The sequence below is a fragment of the Microbacterium trichothecenolyticum genome, assembly GCF_041938625.1.
GTDB lineage: Bacteria > Actinomycetota > Actinomycetes > Actinomycetales > Microbacteriaceae > Microbacterium > Microbacterium trichothecenolyticum_D.
The window spans coordinates 1,414,032-1,432,036 of record NZ_CP169427.1 but is presented as its reverse complement, the minus strand read 5'-3'; the positions used below and the strand labels follow the sequence as shown (position 1 = coordinate 1,432,036).

The following is an 18,005-nucleotide window of genomic DNA, read 5'->3' as shown; positions in this document are numbered from 1 at the left end:
GGCGAGGACCGCTGTGCCAGGATGGCGGGCATGAGTCGCCTGATCAGCAGCGCCGCCCGTTCCTTGTTCACCTCGAACGTGCCGAAAGGCGCTCGCGTTCTGGTCACGGGGGCCAGCGGCTGGTTCGGCAGGACGGCGGTCGACCTTCTCGCCGGCACAGATGCGCAGCTCTACTGCACAGCGTCGACATCTCGTACGATTCGCGTCTCGAATCGGGACATCGACGTTCGCACGTGGGATGCCGAAGACGTCACACGCTTCCAGCCCGAGCTCGTCATCGACTGCGCATTCCTCACCCGCGATCGACTCAGCGAAGACCGCATGGCGGAATACATAACGATCAATCGGACGCTGACGTCCCAAATGCTGTCGGCCGCGGCTTTGCCCACCGTCCACACCGTTATCACCATTTCCAGTGGAGCGGCGGTCTACCCGCAGGACGCGCTGACACTCCCCTTCGACGACAACCCCTACGGGTACCTGAAGCGCGAGGCAGAGCAGGCTCTGCTCGGGCAGGCTCTCGACTCCGGTGTTCACGCTGTGGTCGCGCGGGCGTGGGCTGTGTCGGGTGGGCACGTGCAGTTCCCGCGAACCTTCGCATTTTCCGACATGATCCTTCAAGCCGAGGGTGGTACGGGCATCGAGATCAAGGCGCCGGTGGAGGTGTGGCGCAGGTACACCGCGGTCGACGAACTGCTCGCAGTCGCCGCCGCAACGGCGGCGCGGCGGTCGGGGATCGTGGAGAGCGGCGGCCCACTCGTGGAGATGGCCGGACTCGCTGATGCGGTCCGCCGGGTGGTCGACCCAGGCCTTGAAGTCAGTCGCCCGCCAATGAGCCACGGCCCCGCGAACCGGTATCACAACGACGGCCTGGCTTGGCGCATGGCGTGCGCCGAGTTCTCGTTCACGCCACTCGGGCTCGACGACCAGATCCGCGCGACTCGCGAAGGGCTGATGGCGCAGCGCTGACCTGACCGGGGACGCGGCGCCTCGCACGGCTTCTCAGGGAAGTAGGCCCCCGACAGCACGGAGGTAGTCCTCTTTGCCGACGGCCTCAGCCACGCTCGGATCCAGGGCGCGAAGGCGGATGCGCGGACGGTCCTCGGCCGCCGCGAAAGTCTCCAGCACCCACGAACCGAAACCGCCGTCGAGAAGGTGGTCCTCGATGGTGACGATCTCCGAGAAACCGGCAAGCCGTTCAAAGGACGGCTCACGCAGTCGCGCGCCCCAGACCGGAATCGAGTGGAGCGCCCACCCTTCGTACTCGGGCAGTTCGAGCCACCCTCGAGCGAGCGCGAGGACCGCGCCGGTGGCCAACAGGGTCCGGTCGGCGTCCTCCGGACCGGCGACGTGTACGAGCCCGCCCGGCGTGACACTGATCTCACGGTCGTGCACGGTCGGAGTCGCCGGACTTCCGATCCGCAGGTATGCGGGGACGGGATGCTCTTTCATCAAAGCCACGACAGCGTCCATCTCGCGCGGATCCCCCGGGGAGTAAATCGTCATCTCCGGCATGGCCCTCATCAGCGCGTAATCCTGCACTGCATGGTGCGAGTAGCCGAGCGACCCATAGACCAGTCCGCCGCCGACGGCGACGACCGTCACCGGCAACTCATGGTGACCGACGTCGTTGCGGATCTGCTCAGCCGCCCGGAACGTGGGGAAGTTGGCGATCGAGTAGACGAAGGGGCGAAAGCCCTCGGAGGCCATCCCCGCCGCCATTGTCATCATGGACTGCTCTGCTATGCCGGCGTTGATGAACTGCTGGGGAAGCGCCTCGGCGAACTCGTCCACGACTCCGAACCCCAGGTCGCCGACGATGAGCGTGACCGTTTCGTCCTGCTGCGCCCAGCGAGTGAGGTGGTCGACGAACTGATTACGCACGCGAGGCTCCTTCGAGTTCGGCGACGGCCCGCTCCAGCTGGTCCGCCGTGGGATTCTTGTAATGCCAGGCGACGCTGTTCTCCATATACGAGACGCCCTTGCCCTTCACGCTGCGCGCGATGACTATGCGAGGACCGCGTTCGAAACGCTGAGAGTCGTCGCCGGGGGTGAGCGCCTCGCGAAGGAACGCAAGGTCGTGGCCGTCGCCCTCGACCACGTCCGCGCCGAAGGCGCGGAGCTTGTCGCCCAACGGCTCGAGGCCCAGCGTCTCCTCGACGGTTGTCAGACTCTGCAGGTTGTTCGCATCGATGACCGCAGTGAGGTTCGACAGTTTGTGATGCGCAGCGAACAACAGAGCCTCCCAGTTACTGCCCTCGTCCATCTCGCCGTCGCCGAGAATTACGAATGTGTGCCATGCGCGACGCGACAGGCGTGCCGCATTCGCTTTGCCGACTCCGAACGGAAGTCCGTGTCCGAGGGAGCCGGTCGAGAACTCCACGCCAGGCACCCTGTGGCTGATGTGCGCGAGCAGACGCGAACCGGGCTGCGCGTAGTCCTCAAGTTCCTCGATGGGGAAGAATCCCTTGCTCGCCAATGCCGCGTAGATCACCGAGCAGGCGTGGCCCTTGCTCAGGATGAAGCGGTCGCGCTCCTCCCAACGGGGCCGCGCGGGGTCCACGCGCAGTACGTCGTCGTAAAGGACGGCCACCACGTCGGCGATCGACAACGCAGACCCGACGTGCGACGACCCGGACCTCGTGACCATTTCGAGCGTGCGGCGCCGAATCGTGCGGGCGAACGCCTCGGTCGTCGACTGCTGACTCATGCGCGACTCTCTGCCTTCATGCAAACGGAACGGAGTCGAGCCTAGACCACGCGTCCTGACCGAACTCGGTGTGTACCCTCGTGTGGGAACCACTGGAAGTACAAGGAGCATTTCTGTGACCACGGCGACACCCGACAGACCGCTGATCTCCATCGTCACGCCCTGCTACAACGAAGAGGCGAACGTGGAACGGTGTGCGAGCGAGGTGCGCCGGGTGATGCAGGAACAGCTGCCGGAGTACGACTACGAGCACTTCTTCTGCGACAACGCGAGCACCGATGAGACAGTCGAGCGTCTCCGGACGATCGCCGCGACCGATCCGCGTGTCAAGGTCATCGTCAACTCCCGGAACGTCGGACCTTTCCGGAACATGGCCAACGGGCTGCGGAGCGTCTCAGGCGACTACGTCGTGCCCATGATTCCCGCCGACATCCAGGATCCGCCGGATGTCGTGCCCGCAATGGTCGCGAAGATGACGGACCAGATCGACGTCGTGTACGGAGTGCGCACGAAGCGCAAGGATCCGCTCTGGCTTGCCGCCGCACGCGCGGCGTACTACTGGACCGTGCGCGTCGGCGGCGGTTCCAACCCGCCGTCCCACGCCGGAGAGTTTCTGCTCGCCCGGGCGCACATCATCCAGTCGGTGAACGCGGTCGCCGGCACGTACCCGTACATCCGCGGACTGGTCGCGCAGACGAACCCCCGGTGGGACAAGGTTGACTACGAATGGGGCGTGCGCGAGCACGGCCGCTCCCGGAACTCGCTCAGCGATCTGATCGACCAGGGTCTGAACGGACTCATCTCCACGGCGCGCGCACCGATCCGTTGGGCGCTGCTGATCGGCATCCTGCTCGCCATCGTCGGAATCGTGACGGCGATCGTCAATGTCGTGCTGTTCCTCTTCGGCCAGCAGGATGTTGCACAGGGCATTCCGACACTGATCGTGGGCATGTTCTTCTTCGGCGGCCTTCAGTTGTTCTTCCTAGGCCTGATCGGCGAGTACGTGGTAAGCATCCATCAGACCGTCCGGCCGGCACCGCCGATGATCGAGGTCGCCCGGATCAACTGCTGATCCGGGCGCTCCCTCTCAGCGATCCCAGATCTGCCAGGGGGCGTCCCCGGAGTTCCACAGATCGTTGAGCATCTGCGACTCGCGGTAGGTGTCCATCGGCTGCCAGAATCCGTCATGCCGGAACGCGGAGAGCTGCCCTTCCCGCGCGAGGCGGTGAAGCGGCTCCTGTTCTAGCACGGTTGTGTCGTCGTCGAGGTATTCGAAGACTCCCGGCTCGAAGATGAAGTAGCCGATGTTGATCCAGTCATCGCTCTGCGGCTTCTCTCGGAAGCTCGCGACATCGCCATCGTCGTTGATGTCGACGACGCCGAACCTGCTGTAGGGCCGGGTGGTGGTCATCGTGGCCAGCTTTCCATGGCTCTGATGAAACTCCCGCAGCGAGGTGATGTCGACGGGCGCGATACCGTCGCCGTATGTGCAGAGGAACGGTTCATCGCCGACGTACCGCTGGATCCGCTTGATGCGCCCCCCGGTCATCGTCGCCGCGCCCGTGTAGGCGACCGTCACGTTCCAGTCCAGCTCATCGTGCCGATCGTGGTAGACGATCGAATGCTCATCTCCGAGCGTGACAGTGAAGTCCTTGCTGACGGCGCCATAGTTTGCGAAATAGTTCGCGATGTACTCGCTCTTGTACCCCGTGCACACAACGAAGTCCTTGATCCCCTGCGAACTGAGAATCTTCATGATGTGCCAGAGAACCGGCTTGCCACCGACCTCGACCATAGGCTTCGGTCGGAACTCAGTCTCCTCACGCATCCGGGTACCGAGGCCTCCGGCGAGGAGCACAGCTTTCATAGTCGTGGAACCCAATCAAAAAGAGATGCGCCCCCTATGGGCGCATGGACTTTCCGAGGGTATCAGCCGGCGTTCTCATCCGCGGAGGGCGGCGTGCTCCGATGCTCTGTACTGGAGCGTCGGAATGAGAAGTAGCGATGACCGAAGTAGCTCACGAGGGTCATCGTGATGAGGATCAATCCCTGTGCGATCACCTGGTTCATTCCCCATACAACCAGCGCTGGGAGGAGGATGGCGTTGGCTCCGAGAGGGATGAGGTACACGCTCTCGAACCGCACGAAGTCAATGACGACGTTTCCCGAAACCCGGAACACGAATCGTCGGTAGAGAATGAAAGCGACGACCGCAGCAAGCAGGTGGGAGACCAGAAGGGTTACGATCGACGCGAGCGCTGGGCCGGTGACTGTCTTGAGGGGTGAGACCGCGAACCCCACGAGGACGAACATCAGAAACCCGAACGCCGTGTTGAAGCCACCGACGAAGAGGAAGCGGATCCGATGATCCGCCCAGAGCTTGCGCAATCCGGTCACGCCTGCGGAGGGCTTCGCGTCTGACTCATCCATCGCGAGACAGCCTACGCCGAGGCCGCTCCGAGATTGCCGAGCGCCCACTACTACAGCTCGGCGTGCAGGGCCCACACCTTGTCCGCCGCCTCGCGCCATGAGAACGCGCGCCCGCGGTCGCCCGCGAGCACGCCGAGTCGCTCAGCCGCCGCCGTCGACCCTACGCCGGCCGAGAGCGCCGCACCGAGGCCATCGGACAACTCTGAAGCACCGGTCGCCGGCACGAGCGTGCCGCCGTCGAACACGACCTCGTCGTGCACGGCCGACGCGGCCGCGATCACCGGCACCCCGAGCGTGAGGGCATCCACGACGCGCCACGGGAACGCCGCCCGTCGCGAAGGCGCCACAAACGCCACGGCTGCGCCAAACACCGCCGCGCGATCCTCCGGAGACAGCACCCCGCGTACGTGAAGCGCCCGTTCCGGCAGCCCCACCGCCGAGGCGAGGTCTGCCACCGCGGGCTCATGGCCCTCCTCGACGTCGATCACCACGACCGGAAGATCGACACCGGATGCGACGACCGCAGCGAGTCCGGCATCCAAGCCCTCCGAGGCCAGCGGGTTACCGGCGAGAAGCACATAGCCCTCGGGCACACCCAGCGATCGACGACGCCCGACCTCATCCGTCGGCACCGCGAACCCGAGTGGCGACGCGCCGGCGATCACCCGTACCCGGTCGCGAAGGGCCGGCGCGATCTCGAGCAGTCGCGCAGCCAGCGAGTGCGTCGGCACCACCACCGCGTCCGCATGCTTCACCGCGCGCTTCAGCATCGCCTTGTGCCACGCCCCGACCGCCCGGGGCAGTTCCGAGGGCGACTCCCACGGCCGCAGATCCCACACCGTCACCACCGTCTGATCGTGGTCGTGCACGCGGTCGTGGCGCACCAAGGGAGCGAACAGCGACGGTGAGTGGATCATCCCGCCGCCGATCCCAGTGCCCACCCCCAACTGCAACGCACCGGCGAGCTCCCGTCGAGGCAACGCGGTCCGACGCACTCCCGCCAGCCCCGGCACCGCATCCAGAGCCCCGTCGACGCCACCGGCCGGCGCGATCGCTTCGACCTCGCATCCCGACGGCGCACCCAGCACCAACGCCCGCGCGAGCTCGCGCGACGCCTCGACCAACTCGGGCTCGGAAGGCGCAACCAGCTGATCCAGCATGACGCGCAGCGTGGCCACCATCGATCAGCCCGCCGGCGTGGGTGTCGGCGGGTGGAGCGTCGTCTGCACGAGGTCGGCGATGTACGCGTAGTCGGGGGCGAACTCGTCGATGCCGCCCTCGGGCGTCAGCTCGAGGGTCTGCACCTGCTGCTCCTTCGCCTTGAGCCCGAGGTCGACGAGAGTCGGGATGAGCGACTGCGGCAGATCCGTCTCCACGATGTCAGCACCGGCGTTCGCGACATCCTGGAAACGCGTCAGCACGACCTGCGGCGTGAACTGGGCGAGGATCGCCTCCTGCAGCTCGCGCTGACGCCGCATGCGGTCGAAGTCGCTGGTCGTGTACCGCGAGCGGGCGTACCACTGGGCGGTGTCGCCGTCCATGTGCTGCGGGCCGGCCTCGATCCAGCCGATCGCCCACGCGTCGACGTTGTGCGGGTCCACACCCTCCGGCGGCCCGCCCTTGGGCAGCCGCTCGACCACGTTGATGTCGACCCCGCCGAGCGCGTCGACGAGAGACGCGAACCCGTGCATGTCGACGAAGACGTAGTACGGGATCTCGATGCCGAGGATTCCCGACGCCGCATCCTTCGTGGCCTCGATCGCGGGCGCAGAGCCCTGGGCGGCAGCATCCGGATAGAGCCCCGTCCCACGATCCTCGCGGCACTGCTCGACGGCGTTGGTCAGCTGATTGATCCCGCTCCCCCAGCCGCAGTTCGGGTCGCCGTGCCCTTCGAAGCCGTTCGGGTACTCGTCCTGCATCGGCCCTGCGGCGAACGGGAAGTTCGGCATGTCACGGGGGATGCCGGTGATCGTGGTCGCACCGGTGGCCGCGTTCACCGAGACCACCGAGATGCTGTCGAACCTCATCGAGTCCCGGCCCTCGCCGCTGTCGGCGCCGAGCAGCAGGATGTTGTAGTAGCCGTCCGACGGCGGCACGGTGGGGCCGCTCGCCCCGAAGATCGTGCTGATGGTGCTGCGCACCGCGCCGACGGCGTTCGAGGCGTACACCGCAGTGCCGCTGGCGACCACGAGAAGCCCGACGGCCACGAGCGCGATCGCGAAGCGCGCAAGGCCTCCGGTCTTCACCAGTCGCACCAGGCGCAGCGTGTCGATGGTCAGCACGACCCACAACACCGCGTACGCGATCAGCAGCCCCTGCGCGATGAGCAGCGGCAGCGGGCGCAGCAGTCCGAGCCAGTCGGGAAGCCACGCGCTCGTCACGATGCTGAGCCCCGCGGTCGGCGCAAGCAGCGCGAACAGCAGCGCGACGACGAGCAGCACCCACATCACCAGCGTCGCGGCGATCCCGAAGCGACCCAGCTTTCGGTTGCCCGCGAGCACCTGCGCAGAACCCGGGATCAGGAAGTTGAGCCCGACCAGCCACCATCCGCGGCGCGTCATGACGGCGCGGGACGAGGCATCCGGATTCCGCATCGGACGCTCCTCGACGACGCCCGGCCCTGCCGGGCGGGCGGTGGTGCGAGGCGCGCTCGTGACGCTCACAGCGACTCCTTGAGCCGCCGGTTCTTCTGCTCGACCTGCGCTTCGAGGTCGCGCGCGTACGCCTCGACGCGATCGCCCACGTCGGGATCGGACGCCCCGAGAATGCGCGCGGCGAGGAGTCCGGCGTTCTTCGCGCCGTTGATGGAGACGGTGGCGACGGGGATGCCGGCGGGCATCTGCACGATGCTCAGGAGCGAGTCCATGCCGTCCAGCGTCGCCAGCTGCACCGGGACTCCCACCACCGGCAGCGCGGTGAGGGATGCCAGCATGCCCGGCAGGTGCGCTGCTCCGCCGGCGCCGGCGATGATCACGCGCAACCCGCGCGCCCGCGCCTCACGCCCGTAGCGGACGAGCTTGTCGACCGTGCGGTGCGCCGAGACGACCTCCACCTCGTGCGGAATGCCGAAGTCGGTGAGCGACTGAGAGGCGTCGCTCATGACCCGCCAGTCGGAGTCGGAGCCCATGACGACGCCGACGAGCGGCGCCTCGGAGGAATGAAGGGGCGCAGTCACCCGTCAAGGCTAGGGGTCGAGGCTGGAAACTCCCCGCAACGGCGCGGCACGTCCGGCCGGGTGAGGTGCGTCACGACGAGAGGTCTGCGCCGCGCTCGGGCGTTTCGACTCTGCGTTTCGACTCGCAAGCTCGCTCAACGACCGCGTTCCTCGCTCGCTCAACGACCGGAGGACTAGCGCCTCGCTCGCTCAACGAGCGGGGGGACAAGCCGGAAGACGTCAGTCCAGGAAGAAGGATGCTGCGGCCCGGGCCTGGTACGCCACGTCGTCGAGTTCGTCGCCGACGACATTGACGTGGCCCACCTTGCGCCCGGGGCGCGGCGCCTTGCCGTAGGTGTGGACCTTCGCCTGGGGGTGCTCGTCCATCGCGGCGGCGAAGCGCGCGTCGAGGGACTCCTCCGCCGGACCGCCCAGGATGTTGACCATCACGGCCCACCCGGCGACCGGGTCGGTGTCGCCGAGCGGCAGGTCGAGCACGGCGCGCAGGTGCTGCTCGAACTGGCTCGTCACCGCACCGTCCTGGCTCCAGTGACCGCTGTTGTGCGGGCGCATGGCGAGCTCGTTCACGAGGAGCCGCTCGTCGGTCGTCTCGAACAGCTCGACCGCCAGCATCCCGGTCACGCCCAGACCCTCGGCGATGGAGACGCCGATCTGAGCCGCCACCTGCTGCAGGCGATCGCTCGAGTGCGGAGCGGGCGCGATCACCTCGGCGCACACGCCGTCGCGCTGCACGGTCTCGACGACCGGGTACGCGCGGACCGCGCCCGACGGCCGCCGTGCCACCTGCTGCGCGAGCTCGCGCGTGAAGTCGACGAGCTCCTCGACGAGGAGGGCGCCGCCGTGGGCGTCCTCCGCGAGGGTCGCGAACCAGTCATCGGCCTCGGTACCTGCCGACACGACGCGCACGCCCTTGCCGTCGTACCCGCCGCGCGGCGTCTTGACGACGGCACGGCCGCCGTGGTCGTCGATGAAGGCCTGCAGCTCGTCGGCGTTCGTGACGGCAGCCCAGTCGGGCTGCGGCATCCCGAGCTCCTGCAGGCGTGCGCGCATGACCAGCTTGTCCTGCGCGAACTTCAGCGCGTCGGGGCCGGGGTGCACCGAGATGCCCTCGCCGACGAGGGTCGCGAGCACATCCTGCGGGACGTGCTCGTGGTCGAACGTGAGGACGTCGACGTCGCGGGCGAAGGCGAGGACGGTGTCGGCGTCGCGGTAATCGCCGACGGCGGTGGCGGCGAGGGATGCCGACATCCCCTCGTCTTCGGCGAGCACCCGGATCTCGACTCCGAGCTCGATCGCCGGCGCGATCATCATGCGGGCCAGCTGCCCACCCCCGACGACTCCGACTCGCAGCGCCATGCCATTCCCTCTCGTAAGCGTCCCTCCATCATCCCGCACCCGCGGGACGACGAACGCGCCGGGGTCAGGCCGGAGGCAGCGGAGGCCTCGGGGGAACCGCCGGCTGAGGCCCGGGCGGAAGGGGCTGTGCGTCGCGGTGCGCGAGGATCTGGTTCACCTCGACCTGGTCGACGAGCGCCTCGTGCACGAGCTCGGCGCTGGGGATGTTCGCGAGCTTCAGCGGCTCGTCGACGCCGTTCGTCAGCGTGATCGTGCCGGCGCCCCACATGCGCTGCAGCAGGCCACGGTGAACCTTGAGCGTGTAGCCACGGACGTGCGCCAGCTCCCGGCGCTTGACGGCGAAGACTCCGCGACGCTCCATCACACGCCGCGTGGTGATCGTGTAGACGTGGCCCGCCCACGCCAGATACGGCAGCACGACGAGCAGGAGCACCACGAGCGCGGCGCCGGCGAGCAGCATCCAATTCTCGAAAGGGGCGGGCAGATTGCCATAGAAGTAGCCGACGACGCCGGCGACGACGATCAGCACGAGCGCCGACCAGGCGAGGCGCCGGGCGTGGGCGCGAAAGCGCGCGACGAGCAGCTCCGGCGTGGGCGCACCGGGAGCGGGCGTCAGCGGCCTGCCACCGTAGCTCGTCGGCTGCGTCATGTCCCCATTGTGCGGGTTGCGGCCGACAGTGCGCTGATCACCCGCCGTTTTCCGTCACGCGCGACCTTGCCACTCAGCCGGCGGGGCGGCTCCGCACGTGCACCACGTCTCCGGCCGAGACGACGCTCTCGAACTCGGCGTCCTGCACGACCACCAGGCGCCCGTCGGGATCGATCCGCTGCGCACGACCCCAGAGGGTGTCGCCGTTCGGCAGCGACACCGCGACGTCGCTCCCCAGAGTGCTGCACAGCGCCTCGACTTCGGCGAGCACTCCCGAGGCCGCCGCGTCTCCACCCGTTGCGCCCAAGGCCTTCAGCTGCTCGTCGAGAGCGCTGAGGTAGTCGGCGAGCAGCCGGTCCTCATCGCAGGTGAGCCCCACCGTCGCGAATGAGGTGGCCGTCGCAACGGGGAGGTCGACCTCGGCCATGCGGGTGTTCACGCCCGATCCGATCACGACGACGTCGGGGTGCCCCGGCACCACTTCCGCCAGGATGCCGCAGACCTTCGCGCCGTCGAGGAGCACGTCGTTCGGCCACTTGAGCGTGGCGGAGTGCACCGACCCGGCCAGCTGCGCGGCGATCGCGCGGGTCATCGCCGCCCCCGCGATGAGCGGGATCCACCCGCGCGCGGCGATCGGGAGTGCCGACACGTCGACCGCGACCGAGACGGCGAGCGCCGAGCCCGGCGGGGTCACCCACGTCCGGTCGAGGCGCCCGCGGCCTGCGCGCTGATCGTTCGTCAGCAGCAGCGACAGGTGCGGCCACTCGTGCGGCGCATCGACGACGTGCCGGGTGACGTCGACATTGGTCGAGTCCGTGGTCTCCACGACCTGGACGCGCGGACTCACGGCGGCGGTGAGCGGGAACCCCTGGGACGAGAACGTCATGCCGCTCACGCTACGCCCCTCGCTCCGGGGATGGACAGCGGATGCCGCAACCCCTTGTGCGAACCCTCCAACAGATCAACCGGACCCGCCGATAGGGTGGAATCCGTGACTCATGCGCCAGAGCAGCCCGACCTGTCGACGACCGCCGGCAAGATCGCCGACCTCCGCGCCCGCTTCCAGGAGGCCGTCCTCGATCCCGAGGAGGTCGCCAAGGAGAAGCAGCACGCGAAAGGCAAGGGCACCGCCCGGGAGCGCATCGAGATGCTCCTCGACACCGGCAGCTTCGTCGAACTCGACGAGTACGTGCGCCACCGCACGACCGCCTTCGGCATGGACCGCTCCCGCCCGTACGGGGACTCGGTCGTCACCGGTGTCGGCACGATCCACGGCCGCACCGTCGCGGTGTACTCGCAGGACTTCTCGACCTTCGGCGGGTCGCTGGGCGAGGTCGCCGGCGAGAAGATCATCAAGGTCATGGAGTTCGCCCTCCGCAGCGGCATCCCGATCGTGGGCATCCTCGACTCCGGCGGCGCGCGCATCCAGGAGGGCGTCGTCGCCCTCGGCAAGTACGGCGAGATCTTCCGCCTCAACACCCGCGCGTCGGGCGTCATCCCGCAGATCTCGATCATCATGGGCCCGGCCGCGGGCGGCGCGGTCTACTCCCCCGCCCTCACCGACTTCGTCGTGATGGTCGACAAGACCAGCCAGATGTTCGTCACCGGCCCCGACGTCATCAAGACCGTGACCGGCGAGGACGTCGGCATGGAGGAGCTCGGCGGCGCGCACACGCACAACACCCGCTCGGGCGTCGCGCACTACCTCGCCGAAGACGAGGACGACGCGATCGACTACGTGCGCTCGATGCTCGGCTTCCTCCCCGACAACAACATGGCTGAGCTGCCGGTCTACGAGAGCGGCTTCGAGTTCGAGACGACCGATGCCGACCGCGCACTCAACTCGATCATCCCCGACTCGCCGAACCAGCCGTACGACATCCACCAGGTGATCCGCGGCATCGTCGACGCCGAGGACTTCCTCGAGGTGCAGCCGCTGTTCGCCCCGAACATCGTCATCGGCTTCGGCCGCATCGAGGGCCGCTCGGTGGGCATCATCGCCAACCAGCCCTCGCAGATGGCGGGCACGCTCAACATCGAGGCCGGCGAGAAGGCCAGCCGCTTCGTGCGGTTCTGCGACGCGTTCTCGATCCCGATCGTCACCCTCGTCGATGTGCCGGGCTACCTCCCCGGCACCGACCAGGAATGGACGGGCGTCATCCGCCGCGGCGCGAAGCTCCTCTACGCGTACGCCGAGGCGACCGTGCCGCTGGTCACCGTGATCCTCCGCAAGGCCTACGGCGGCGCCTACATCGTGATGGGCTCCAAGCAGCTCGGCGCCGACATCAACCTCGCGTGGCCGACGGCCGAGATCGCGGTGATGGGCGGCCAGGGCGCCGTCAACATCCTGTATCGGGGCGAGATCAAGAAGGCCGAGGAGAACGGCGAGGATGTCGCCGCCGTGCGCACGCGCCTCGCGAACGAGTACACGTACAACGTGGCCTCGCCGTTCCTCGCCGCCGAGCGCGGCGAGCTCGACGGCATCATCGAGCCTGCCGCGACCCGCGTCTCGATCGCCAAGGCGCTGCGCGCCCTGCGCGGCAAGCGCGCGAGCCTCCCGCCCAAGAAGCACGGGAACATCCCGCTGTGAGCCTCGCAGACGGTGGGGCGACGGATGCTGCGCCCCAGGGTCCGACCATCGAGGTCCGCCGCGGTGCGCCCACCGAGGTAGAGCTCGCCGCGCTCATCGCGGTCGTGAGCGAGGCGTACACGGGCGAGGCTGCCGAGGCCGTCGCCGACGACCGCGAGAACCGCACCGGGTGGCAGCTGTCGCAGCGTGCCCTGCGTCAGCCGCTCGACCGCGATCTCGGGTGGGGCCGTTTCGGCGGACGCCCCTGACGCGCGGGCGCCCGGATCAACGCGTTCTTGGACGCGGTCCACGGGTCGGCGGCTTTGTCCCCCGAAATACCTACAGACACATCCGTTGCAACCCCGAGATACTTGACTCGCTGGAACGCTTCTGCGTTCGGTCGATCCGACACCGCTTAGCGGATGCCCCGGGTCCGGCCATGCGGATGGTTTTCGGGTAACCGTCCGCGCAGGCGAGGGGCGGGCGGCTTCGCCGCCCCTCGCCTCCTTCAACTCCCGCTCTCCGCCAGAATCCCCTCCCCCTTTCCGGCGGAGAGCGAGTCTGCCCTCGAAGCGCGCCGATCTGGCACCCGCGAATCGCGGGGCCGCAGCATCCATCACCGTCCTGACGAGGCGATCAGACGCCGCTGTCGAGGCATGCGGCGCGGCGGGTCAGGCCCTGCCGGGGTGCGGGATCTCGCGCCAGAGGTCGACGGAATCCTCATCGCTGGGGCCGCCCACCGAGGGCGAGCGACCGACGACGGTGACCGCGACGCGCTCGTCCGGCGAGGTGCGGATGTAGAGGCGGTCCGAGCTCGCCGAGCGCAGCGCCTCCGCCAGCTGGGCGCGGATGATGCCGAGGGTCTCGTCGTCGACATCGTCGAGTCCGCCCTCGTCGAGGACGGTGACGTTGGCGCCGCGGCGCCGCGCGCGTTCGAGTTCGCCGCGCACCTCGTCGTCGAGGAGGCGGGGTCCGCGCATCTCGTCGCGCAGCCGGCCTTCCGCGATACGTGCCTCCAGGCGGTCCGCGTCGCTGAGCACGCCCGCGTGCGCGACGGTGCGCGTGAGGACCGGACCCGCGACGGCGAGCGCGCGCTGCACCTGCACGCGCCGCTCGCGCTGGCGCACGACCTGCGACGTCTGCCAGCCGGTGGCGGCCCGCTGCAGCCGCGTGAGGCGCGAGGTGTCGCGGGCGGCGCGGTCCATCGAGAACACGAGCAGCTGGGCGCACGTCACCCACACGATCGACCCGACGAGTCCGAGCCTGAGCGCGGTGAGCGGCCCCATCCACAGGGAGGACGCGATTGCGAGAATGACGATTCCGGCCCATGCCGTCCACGGGCGGCGCCGCACCATGACGATGGTCATGAGCGCGCCGATCCCGCCGAGATACCAGGTCGCGAAGGAGGCCGTGCGGGCGGTCTCGCCGACCGCGATCGGAATGGCGTTCGGCACGATGACCGCGCAGACGAGCGCGAGGATCTGGGCTGTGACCGGCAGCGGGAGTGGCCCGCGGATGCCTTCGCCGGCCAGATGCGGCGCCGCCTGCGCCTCGAGGCTCTCGGGCGGCTCCGCGTCCGTCGAGCCGGCCGCGCCGGGCCGCGACTCGGATCGAGGCGATGCCGGCTGCCAGAAGATGCAGAGCCACGTCGTCGCGAGATACAGGCCCACGACGACGACGATGATCACCGGGTGAGGGATCGGCTGTCCGGTCCACAGCAGACCCCGCGCGGCGAAGTACGCGGTGAAAGCGACACCGAGCACGGTGAGGACGTTCTTGACGCTGATCATGACGACGGCTCCTGCCAGGTGAGCCGCACGACGGTGCCGTGGGGCCCCGATTCCAGGTCGGCACGTCCGCCCACCGCAGCGACGCGCGCGATGATCGAGGCCCGGATGCCGAGGCGGTCATCCGGCACGGCGTCCAGGTCGAATCCCTCGCCCGCGTCGTGGACCTCGACGCGGACCGTCCCGAACGCGGCCCTCAGCACGACGCCCAGCCCTGCGCCGCCGGCGTGCTGCAGCGCGTTCGCGATCGCCTGCGTCGCGGCGAGCGCGATGGCCCGAGCCACGCGGCCGGGAATGGGCGGGGCGTCGGGGTCGATCTCGCGCTGCACATCGACGTCGACCCCCAGCTCGCGGGCGGCCTGGGTGATCTCCTCGGCCAGCGCGACCGGCAGCCAGGGCTCGTCGGGGCCCTCGTGCTCGTCCTGCTCGGTGTTGGCCAGGCGGGTCAGGGCCTCGCGGGCCATCGTCGCCGCCAGCGTGCGCTCGCGAGGGGTGGTGGCCCGCTCGGCAGCGATCAGCGCCGCGAGGACGCTGTCGTGCATCAACGCCGCCACCGCGACGCGCTCCTGCTCCGCGGCATCGGCCGCGGCGGCCTGCGCATACGACGAGACCGCCTGTGCGCGGGTCTTGTCGACGTTCACCGCCACCGATCGGAACAGCCACCCCAGCGTCAGGATGACCCCACCCAGGAGGAGCGCGAAGGTCACGTCCAGGATCACGACGGGCCAGTACTCGGCCACGAACTCGACCTGGATCATCCGCACGACGCCGAAGAGAAGCGGCAGCGCGATCGTGAAGGCGATCTGCAGTGGGAAGGGGAAGGCGAGGACGGCGGCCAGTGTCGCGAGATTGAGCAGGTACCAGATCCACGGCTCGTCCGTGGTGGGGGGCTTCACCCCCGCCGTCGCGATCGGCCACACGATGAGGACGAGGACGTAGACGATCGCGAACACGCCGGCGGCCGGGCGCACCGCCCGGCCGATCACGCACGCGAGCACCATCACCGCCAGGGCTCCGAAGACGACGACCATCAGCGGCACGTGCCACCCCGGGCGCTCGGGGGCAGGTCCAAGGGCGCTCAGAAACGACTGGAGTCCGAGGATCAGCGAGCCGAAACCGCCCGCGACGAGCGAGATGATGCGCTCGACGCGCGAGCGCGTGAAGGATCCGATCCCGGCAGTCGTCTGCTGCGAGTGAGGGATCTGCCCCCACGCTGTGTCGAGCACGCCGGTCTGCGCGTCACCGGCCACGCGTGAGATCTCCCGGGTCCGCCGAGGGCTCGACAAGGATCCCGTCCTCGACGGCCCGGTGCAGCAGATCGATCTTCGTCGGCGCGGGCCTGCCGACCTCGACGTACTTGACGCGGATGCGCGTGATGTTCTCCTTCGCCGTGGAGTAGGCGACCCCGAGGCGATCGGCGACGACCTTGAGGGGCAGCCCGGCGGCGTAGAGGCGGAGCACGTCGCGCTCACGCGCCGACAGCTGGGCGTCGGCGAAGGCGCGGTCGCCCTCGACGGCACTGGCCCATTCCACGTTGTTGAGCGGCTCGCCGCGCGCGACCGTGCGCACCGCCGCCATCACATCGCCGATGGGCGAGGACTTGCTGACGACGCCGGCCGCACCGGCGGCCAGCGCCTCTCGCACGGCCGCGGGCCGGTCGGCCACGCTGTGGATGATGACGCTCGAACCGTCGAGCACGAGACGCCGGACGTTCTCGGTGACCGTGGTGCCGTCGCCGAGCGTCAGGTCGAGCACGACCACGTCGGCGGGTGCCTGTCTCGACATCGCACGCCAGTCGACGTACTCGGTGACGGTGTTGCCCGAGAAGGCGACGCTCATGGTCTCGGCGCGCGCACACGCCGCCTCGAGGCCGAGTCGGACCGACTCGTGATCGTCGATGAAGGCCACCCGCGTCATGCCGCCAGCCTAGCGACGAGTGTCACGCGCGGGTGAGCACCGCCACGGCTTCGACGTGATGCGAATTCGGAAAAAGGTCCAGGCCATCGACACTTGCGACCTCGTACCCGCCGGCGCGGAAGGTCGCGATGTCGCGGGCGAGAGCGACCGGATCGCACGCGACGTAGACGACCGTCGCGGGCGCGAGCGCGGTGAGGTGATCGACGACGTCGCGGCCCGCCCCGGAGCGGGGCGGGTCGAGCAGCACGACGCCCCGCGACAGTCGCTCGCGTTCGGGGATGGATGCCTCGGCCGCGAGCCGCGCGAGCCACCGGTCGACGCGTCCGGTCTCGGCGCGGGCGCCCACCCAGTCTGCGAGGTTCTCCCCCGCGTGCTCCGTGGCACGTGCGTCGGACTCGACGCTCGTGACGCGGGTCGAGGGGCCGCCGAGGCCGCCGAGAGTCGCGGCGAAGAGGCCGACGCCGCCGTAGAGGTCGAGGTGCCACGCGTCGGGGTCCACGGCCGGCGCATCGCCGGGCCGGGCGCGCAGCGCGGCGGAGACGGTCGTGGTGAGGGTGTGCGCCGCCAGGCGGTGGACCTGCCAGAACCCGCCGGCGTCGACGCGGAAGTCGCGGCCGCCCACGCGCTCGAGGACGACCTCGGGCGCCGGGGCCTTACGGCGCTTCGCGGCGGCCGGTCGCGCACCGCGACCGCGTCGGGGCGCGGCATCCGTTCCCCGCTCCGGCCGTGGGAGCACGCGAACGCGACCGTCCGCGGGCTGGATGAGATCGATCCGGCCGGGCTCGCCGCCGTTCAGTGCGAGCGCGGCGCGCTCGACCTCGGCGGTGGCGAGGGGCAGGTCTTCGAGCGCGACCACCCGGTGGCTGCGCGCGGCGTACTGGCCGACGTTGCCGTCGGCATCGACGTGCAGGCTCACGCGGGTGCGCCAGGCGGTGCCGTCGACGGACTCGCCGTCGGCCTCCGCTCCGCCGTCCGCGATGACCGGGGTGACGCCGCTCATCGTGGCGACGGGCTCGGAGATGCCACCGAAGCGATGGAGGGCGTCGCGCAGCACCTCGAGCTTGAGAGCGCGCTGGTGCTCCAGCGCGATGTGGCCGAAGTCGGCGCCGCCCGGGCGCTGCTCGGGCGGCACGTCCACGTCGGCCTGCCGCCAGACGTGCAGCTGCCGGTGCGGCGATGCGTCGAGCACCTCGAGCGTCTCGCCGCGCCAGAACGACTTCTTCGCGGTGTCGGTGAGCCGCACGCGCACGCGTTCCCCCGGGATCGCGTCGGGCACGAACACGACGCGCCCCTCGTGCCGGGCGACGAAGACGCCGCCGTGGGCGACGCCCGTGATGTCGAGATCGAGGAGGTCGCCGGTTTCACTCACCCGACGAGCCTACGGCGCATCCGGGTCATAACTCAGGCGGAAC

General features: G+C 69.2%; 18 protein-coding genes. 4 read left to right on the top strand and 14 right to left on the bottom strand.

Going from position 1 to position 18,005, the window contains the following annotated elements; all coding sequences use genetic code 11:
• Positions 1–30 precede the first annotated feature (30 nt).
• Positions 31–969, top strand: coding sequence for an NAD-dependent epimerase/dehydratase family protein (locus ACEYYH_RS06450; protein WP_374977422.1), 939 nt, complete (start codon positions 31–33; stop codon positions 967–969).
• Between the two features lie 33 nt (positions 970–1,002).
• On the opposite strand, the gene ACEYYH_RS06445 is transcribed toward ACEYYH_RS06450, so the two are convergent.
• Both ACEYYH_RS06445 and ACEYYH_RS06440 read right to left on the bottom strand, forming a co-directional pair.
• Positions 1,003–1,884 (bottom strand): transketolase family protein, encoded by an 882-nt coding sequence (locus ACEYYH_RS06445; RefSeq protein ID WP_374977421.1) that lies wholly within the window; start codon positions 1,882–1,884, stop codon positions 1,003–1,005.
• Complete coding sequence (locus ACEYYH_RS06440; protein ID WP_374977420.1) at positions 1,877–2,710, bottom strand: transketolase; 834 nt, start codon at positions 2,708–2,710, stop codon at positions 1,877–1,879. Before ACEYYH_RS06440 ends, ACEYYH_RS06445 begins: the two co-directional genes overlap by 8 nt.
• Before the next feature lie 82 nt (positions 2,711–2,792).
• On the opposite strand from ACEYYH_RS06440, the gene ACEYYH_RS06435 reads away from it, so the two are divergent.
• Complete coding sequence (locus tag ACEYYH_RS06435; protein WP_374977419.1) at positions 2,793–3,782, top strand: glycosyltransferase family 2 protein; 990 nt, start codon at positions 2,793–2,795, stop codon at positions 3,780–3,782.
• Between the two features lie 15 nt (positions 3,783–3,797).
• Here the strand turns inward: ACEYYH_RS06435 and rfbF are convergent, their stop codons facing one another.
• The 8 genes from rfbF to ACEYYH_RS06395 all read right to left on the bottom strand — a co-directional run bounded on the left by rfbF (position 3,798) and on the right by ACEYYH_RS06395 (position 11,206).
• On the bottom strand, positions 3,798–4,577 hold the full coding sequence (gene rfbF / locus ACEYYH_RS06430) for a glucose-1-phosphate cytidylyltransferase (protein ID WP_374977418.1): 780 nt from the start codon (positions 4,575–4,577) through the stop codon (positions 3,798–3,800).
• 62 nt (positions 4,578–4,639) lie between these two features.
• A complete protein-coding gene (locus ACEYYH_RS06425; RefSeq protein WP_374977417.1) occupies positions 4,640–5,140 on the bottom strand; it encodes a GtrA family protein in 501 nt (166 codons plus the stop codon).
• A 50-nt stretch (positions 5,141–5,190) separates the two neighbouring features.
• Positions 5,191–6,321, bottom strand: coding sequence for a glycosyltransferase (locus ACEYYH_RS06420; RefSeq protein ID WP_374977416.1), 1,131 nt, complete (start codon positions 6,319–6,321; stop codon positions 5,191–5,193).
• A 3-nt stretch (positions 6,322–6,324) separates the two neighbouring features.
• A complete protein-coding gene (locus ACEYYH_RS06415) occupies positions 6,325–7,803 on the bottom strand; it encodes an LCP family protein (protein ID WP_374977415.1) in 1,479 nt (492 codons plus the stop codon).
• The gene (gene purE / locus ACEYYH_RS06410) at positions 7,800–8,267 is read right to left on the bottom strand and encodes a 5-(carboxyamino)imidazole ribonucleotide mutase (RefSeq protein ID WP_374978171.1); all 468 of its coding nucleotides are present in this window, start codon (positions 8,265–8,267) and stop codon (positions 7,800–7,802) included. Before purE ends, ACEYYH_RS06415 begins: the two co-directional genes overlap by 4 nt.
• A 267-nt stretch (positions 8,268–8,534) precedes the next feature.
• On the bottom strand, positions 8,535–9,671 hold the full coding sequence (locus ACEYYH_RS06405) for a 5-(carboxyamino)imidazole ribonucleotide synthase (protein ID WP_374977414.1): 1,137 nt from the start codon (positions 9,669–9,671) through the stop codon (positions 8,535–8,537).
• 64 nt (positions 9,672–9,735) lie between these two features.
• Complete coding sequence (locus tag ACEYYH_RS06400; protein ID WP_374977413.1) at positions 9,736–10,320, bottom strand: PH domain-containing protein; 585 nt, start codon at positions 10,318–10,320, stop codon at positions 9,736–9,738.
• 73 nt (positions 10,321–10,393) lie between these two features.
• Positions 10,394–11,206, bottom strand: a complete 813-nt coding sequence (locus ACEYYH_RS06395; RefSeq protein ID WP_374977412.1) for a biotin--[acetyl-CoA-carboxylase] ligase — start codon at positions 11,204–11,206, stop codon at positions 10,394–10,396.
• Positions 11,207–11,302: 96 nt separating this feature from the next.
• Between ACEYYH_RS06395 and ACEYYH_RS06390 the strand changes: the two genes are divergently transcribed.
• Together ACEYYH_RS06390 and ACEYYH_RS06385 are read left to right on the top strand one after the other, a co-directional pair.
• Positions 11,303–12,910 carry an acyl-CoA carboxylase subunit beta gene (locus tag ACEYYH_RS06390; protein ID WP_374977411.1) on the top strand — a complete coding sequence of 536 codons (1,608 nt, stop codon included), beginning with the start codon at positions 11,303–11,305 and terminating at the stop codon, positions 12,908–12,910.
• Complete coding sequence (locus ACEYYH_RS06385) at positions 12,907–13,158, top strand: acyl-CoA carboxylase subunit epsilon (RefSeq protein ID WP_374977410.1); 252 nt, start codon at positions 12,907–12,909, stop codon at positions 13,156–13,158. The genes ACEYYH_RS06390 and ACEYYH_RS06385 overlap by 4 nt, the downstream gene beginning before the upstream one ends.
• 402 nt (positions 13,159–13,560) lie before the next feature.
• Here the strand turns inward: ACEYYH_RS06385 and ACEYYH_RS06380 are convergent, their stop codons facing one another.
• The 4 genes from ACEYYH_RS06380 to ACEYYH_RS06365 are packed head-to-tail and all read right to left on the bottom strand — an operon-like array spanning position 13,561 to position 17,962.
• Complete coding sequence (locus ACEYYH_RS06380; protein WP_374977409.1) at positions 13,561–14,679, bottom strand: hypothetical protein; 1,119 nt, start codon at positions 14,677–14,679, stop codon at positions 13,561–13,563.
• Complete coding sequence (locus tag ACEYYH_RS06375; protein WP_374977408.1) at positions 14,676–15,926, bottom strand: sensor histidine kinase; 1,251 nt, start codon at positions 15,924–15,926, stop codon at positions 14,676–14,678. Before ACEYYH_RS06375 ends, ACEYYH_RS06380 begins: the two co-directional genes overlap by 4 nt.
• Positions 15,916–16,593, bottom strand: a complete 678-nt coding sequence (locus ACEYYH_RS06370; protein ID WP_374977407.1) for a response regulator transcription factor — start codon at positions 16,591–16,593, stop codon at positions 15,916–15,918. The genes ACEYYH_RS06375 and ACEYYH_RS06370 overlap by 11 nt, the downstream gene beginning before the upstream one ends.
• A 22-nt stretch (positions 16,594–16,615) precedes the next feature.
• Entirely contained in the window at positions 16,616–17,962 is a 1,347-nt protein-coding gene (locus tag ACEYYH_RS06365) for a class I SAM-dependent RNA methyltransferase (RefSeq protein ID WP_374977406.1), read from the bottom strand.
• Positions 17,963–18,005 lie beyond the last annotated feature (43 nt).

Excerpts from the sequence above, each read along its gene's own strand:
- ACEYYH_RS06450 (WP_374977422.1), top strand. The coding sequence starts at position 31 with ATGAGTCGCCTGATCAGCAGCGCCGCCCGTTCCTTGTTCACCTCGAAC.
- ACEYYH_RS06440 (WP_374977420.1), bottom strand. The coding sequence starts at position 2,710 with ATGAGTCAGCAGTCGACGACCGAGGCGTTCGCCCGCACGATTCGGCGC.
- rfbF (WP_374977418.1), bottom strand. The coding sequence starts at position 4,577 with ATGAAAGCTGTGCTCCTCGCCGGAGGCCTCGGTACCCGGATGCGTGAG.
- ACEYYH_RS06425 (WP_374977417.1), bottom strand. The coding sequence starts at position 5,140 with ATGGATGAGTCAGACGCGAAGCCCTCCGCAGGCGTGACCGGATTGCGC.
- ACEYYH_RS06420 (WP_374977416.1), bottom strand. The coding sequence starts at position 6,321 with ATGGTGGCCACGCTGCGCGTCATGCTGGATCAGCTGGTTGCGCCTTCC.
- purE (WP_374978171.1), bottom strand. The coding sequence starts at position 8,267 with ATGGGCTCCGACTCCGACTGGCGGGTCATGAGCGACGCCTCTCAGTCG.
- ACEYYH_RS06405 (WP_374977414.1), bottom strand. The coding sequence starts at position 9,671 with ATGGCGCTGCGAGTCGGAGTCGTCGGGGGTGGGCAGCTGGCCCGCATG.
- ACEYYH_RS06400 (WP_374977413.1), bottom strand. The coding sequence starts at position 10,320 with ATGACGCAGCCGACGAGCTACGGTGGCAGGCCGCTGACGCCCGCTCCC.
- ACEYYH_RS06395 (WP_374977412.1), bottom strand. The coding sequence starts at position 11,206 with ATGACGTTCTCGTCCCAGGGGTTCCCGCTCACCGCCGCCGTGAGTCCG.
- ACEYYH_RS06380 (WP_374977409.1), bottom strand. The coding sequence starts at position 14,679 with ATGATCAGCGTCAAGAACGTCCTCACCGTGCTCGGTGTCGCTTTCACC.
- ACEYYH_RS06370 (WP_374977407.1), bottom strand. The coding sequence starts at position 16,593 with ATGACGCGGGTGGCCTTCATCGACGATCACGAGTCGGTCCGACTCGGC.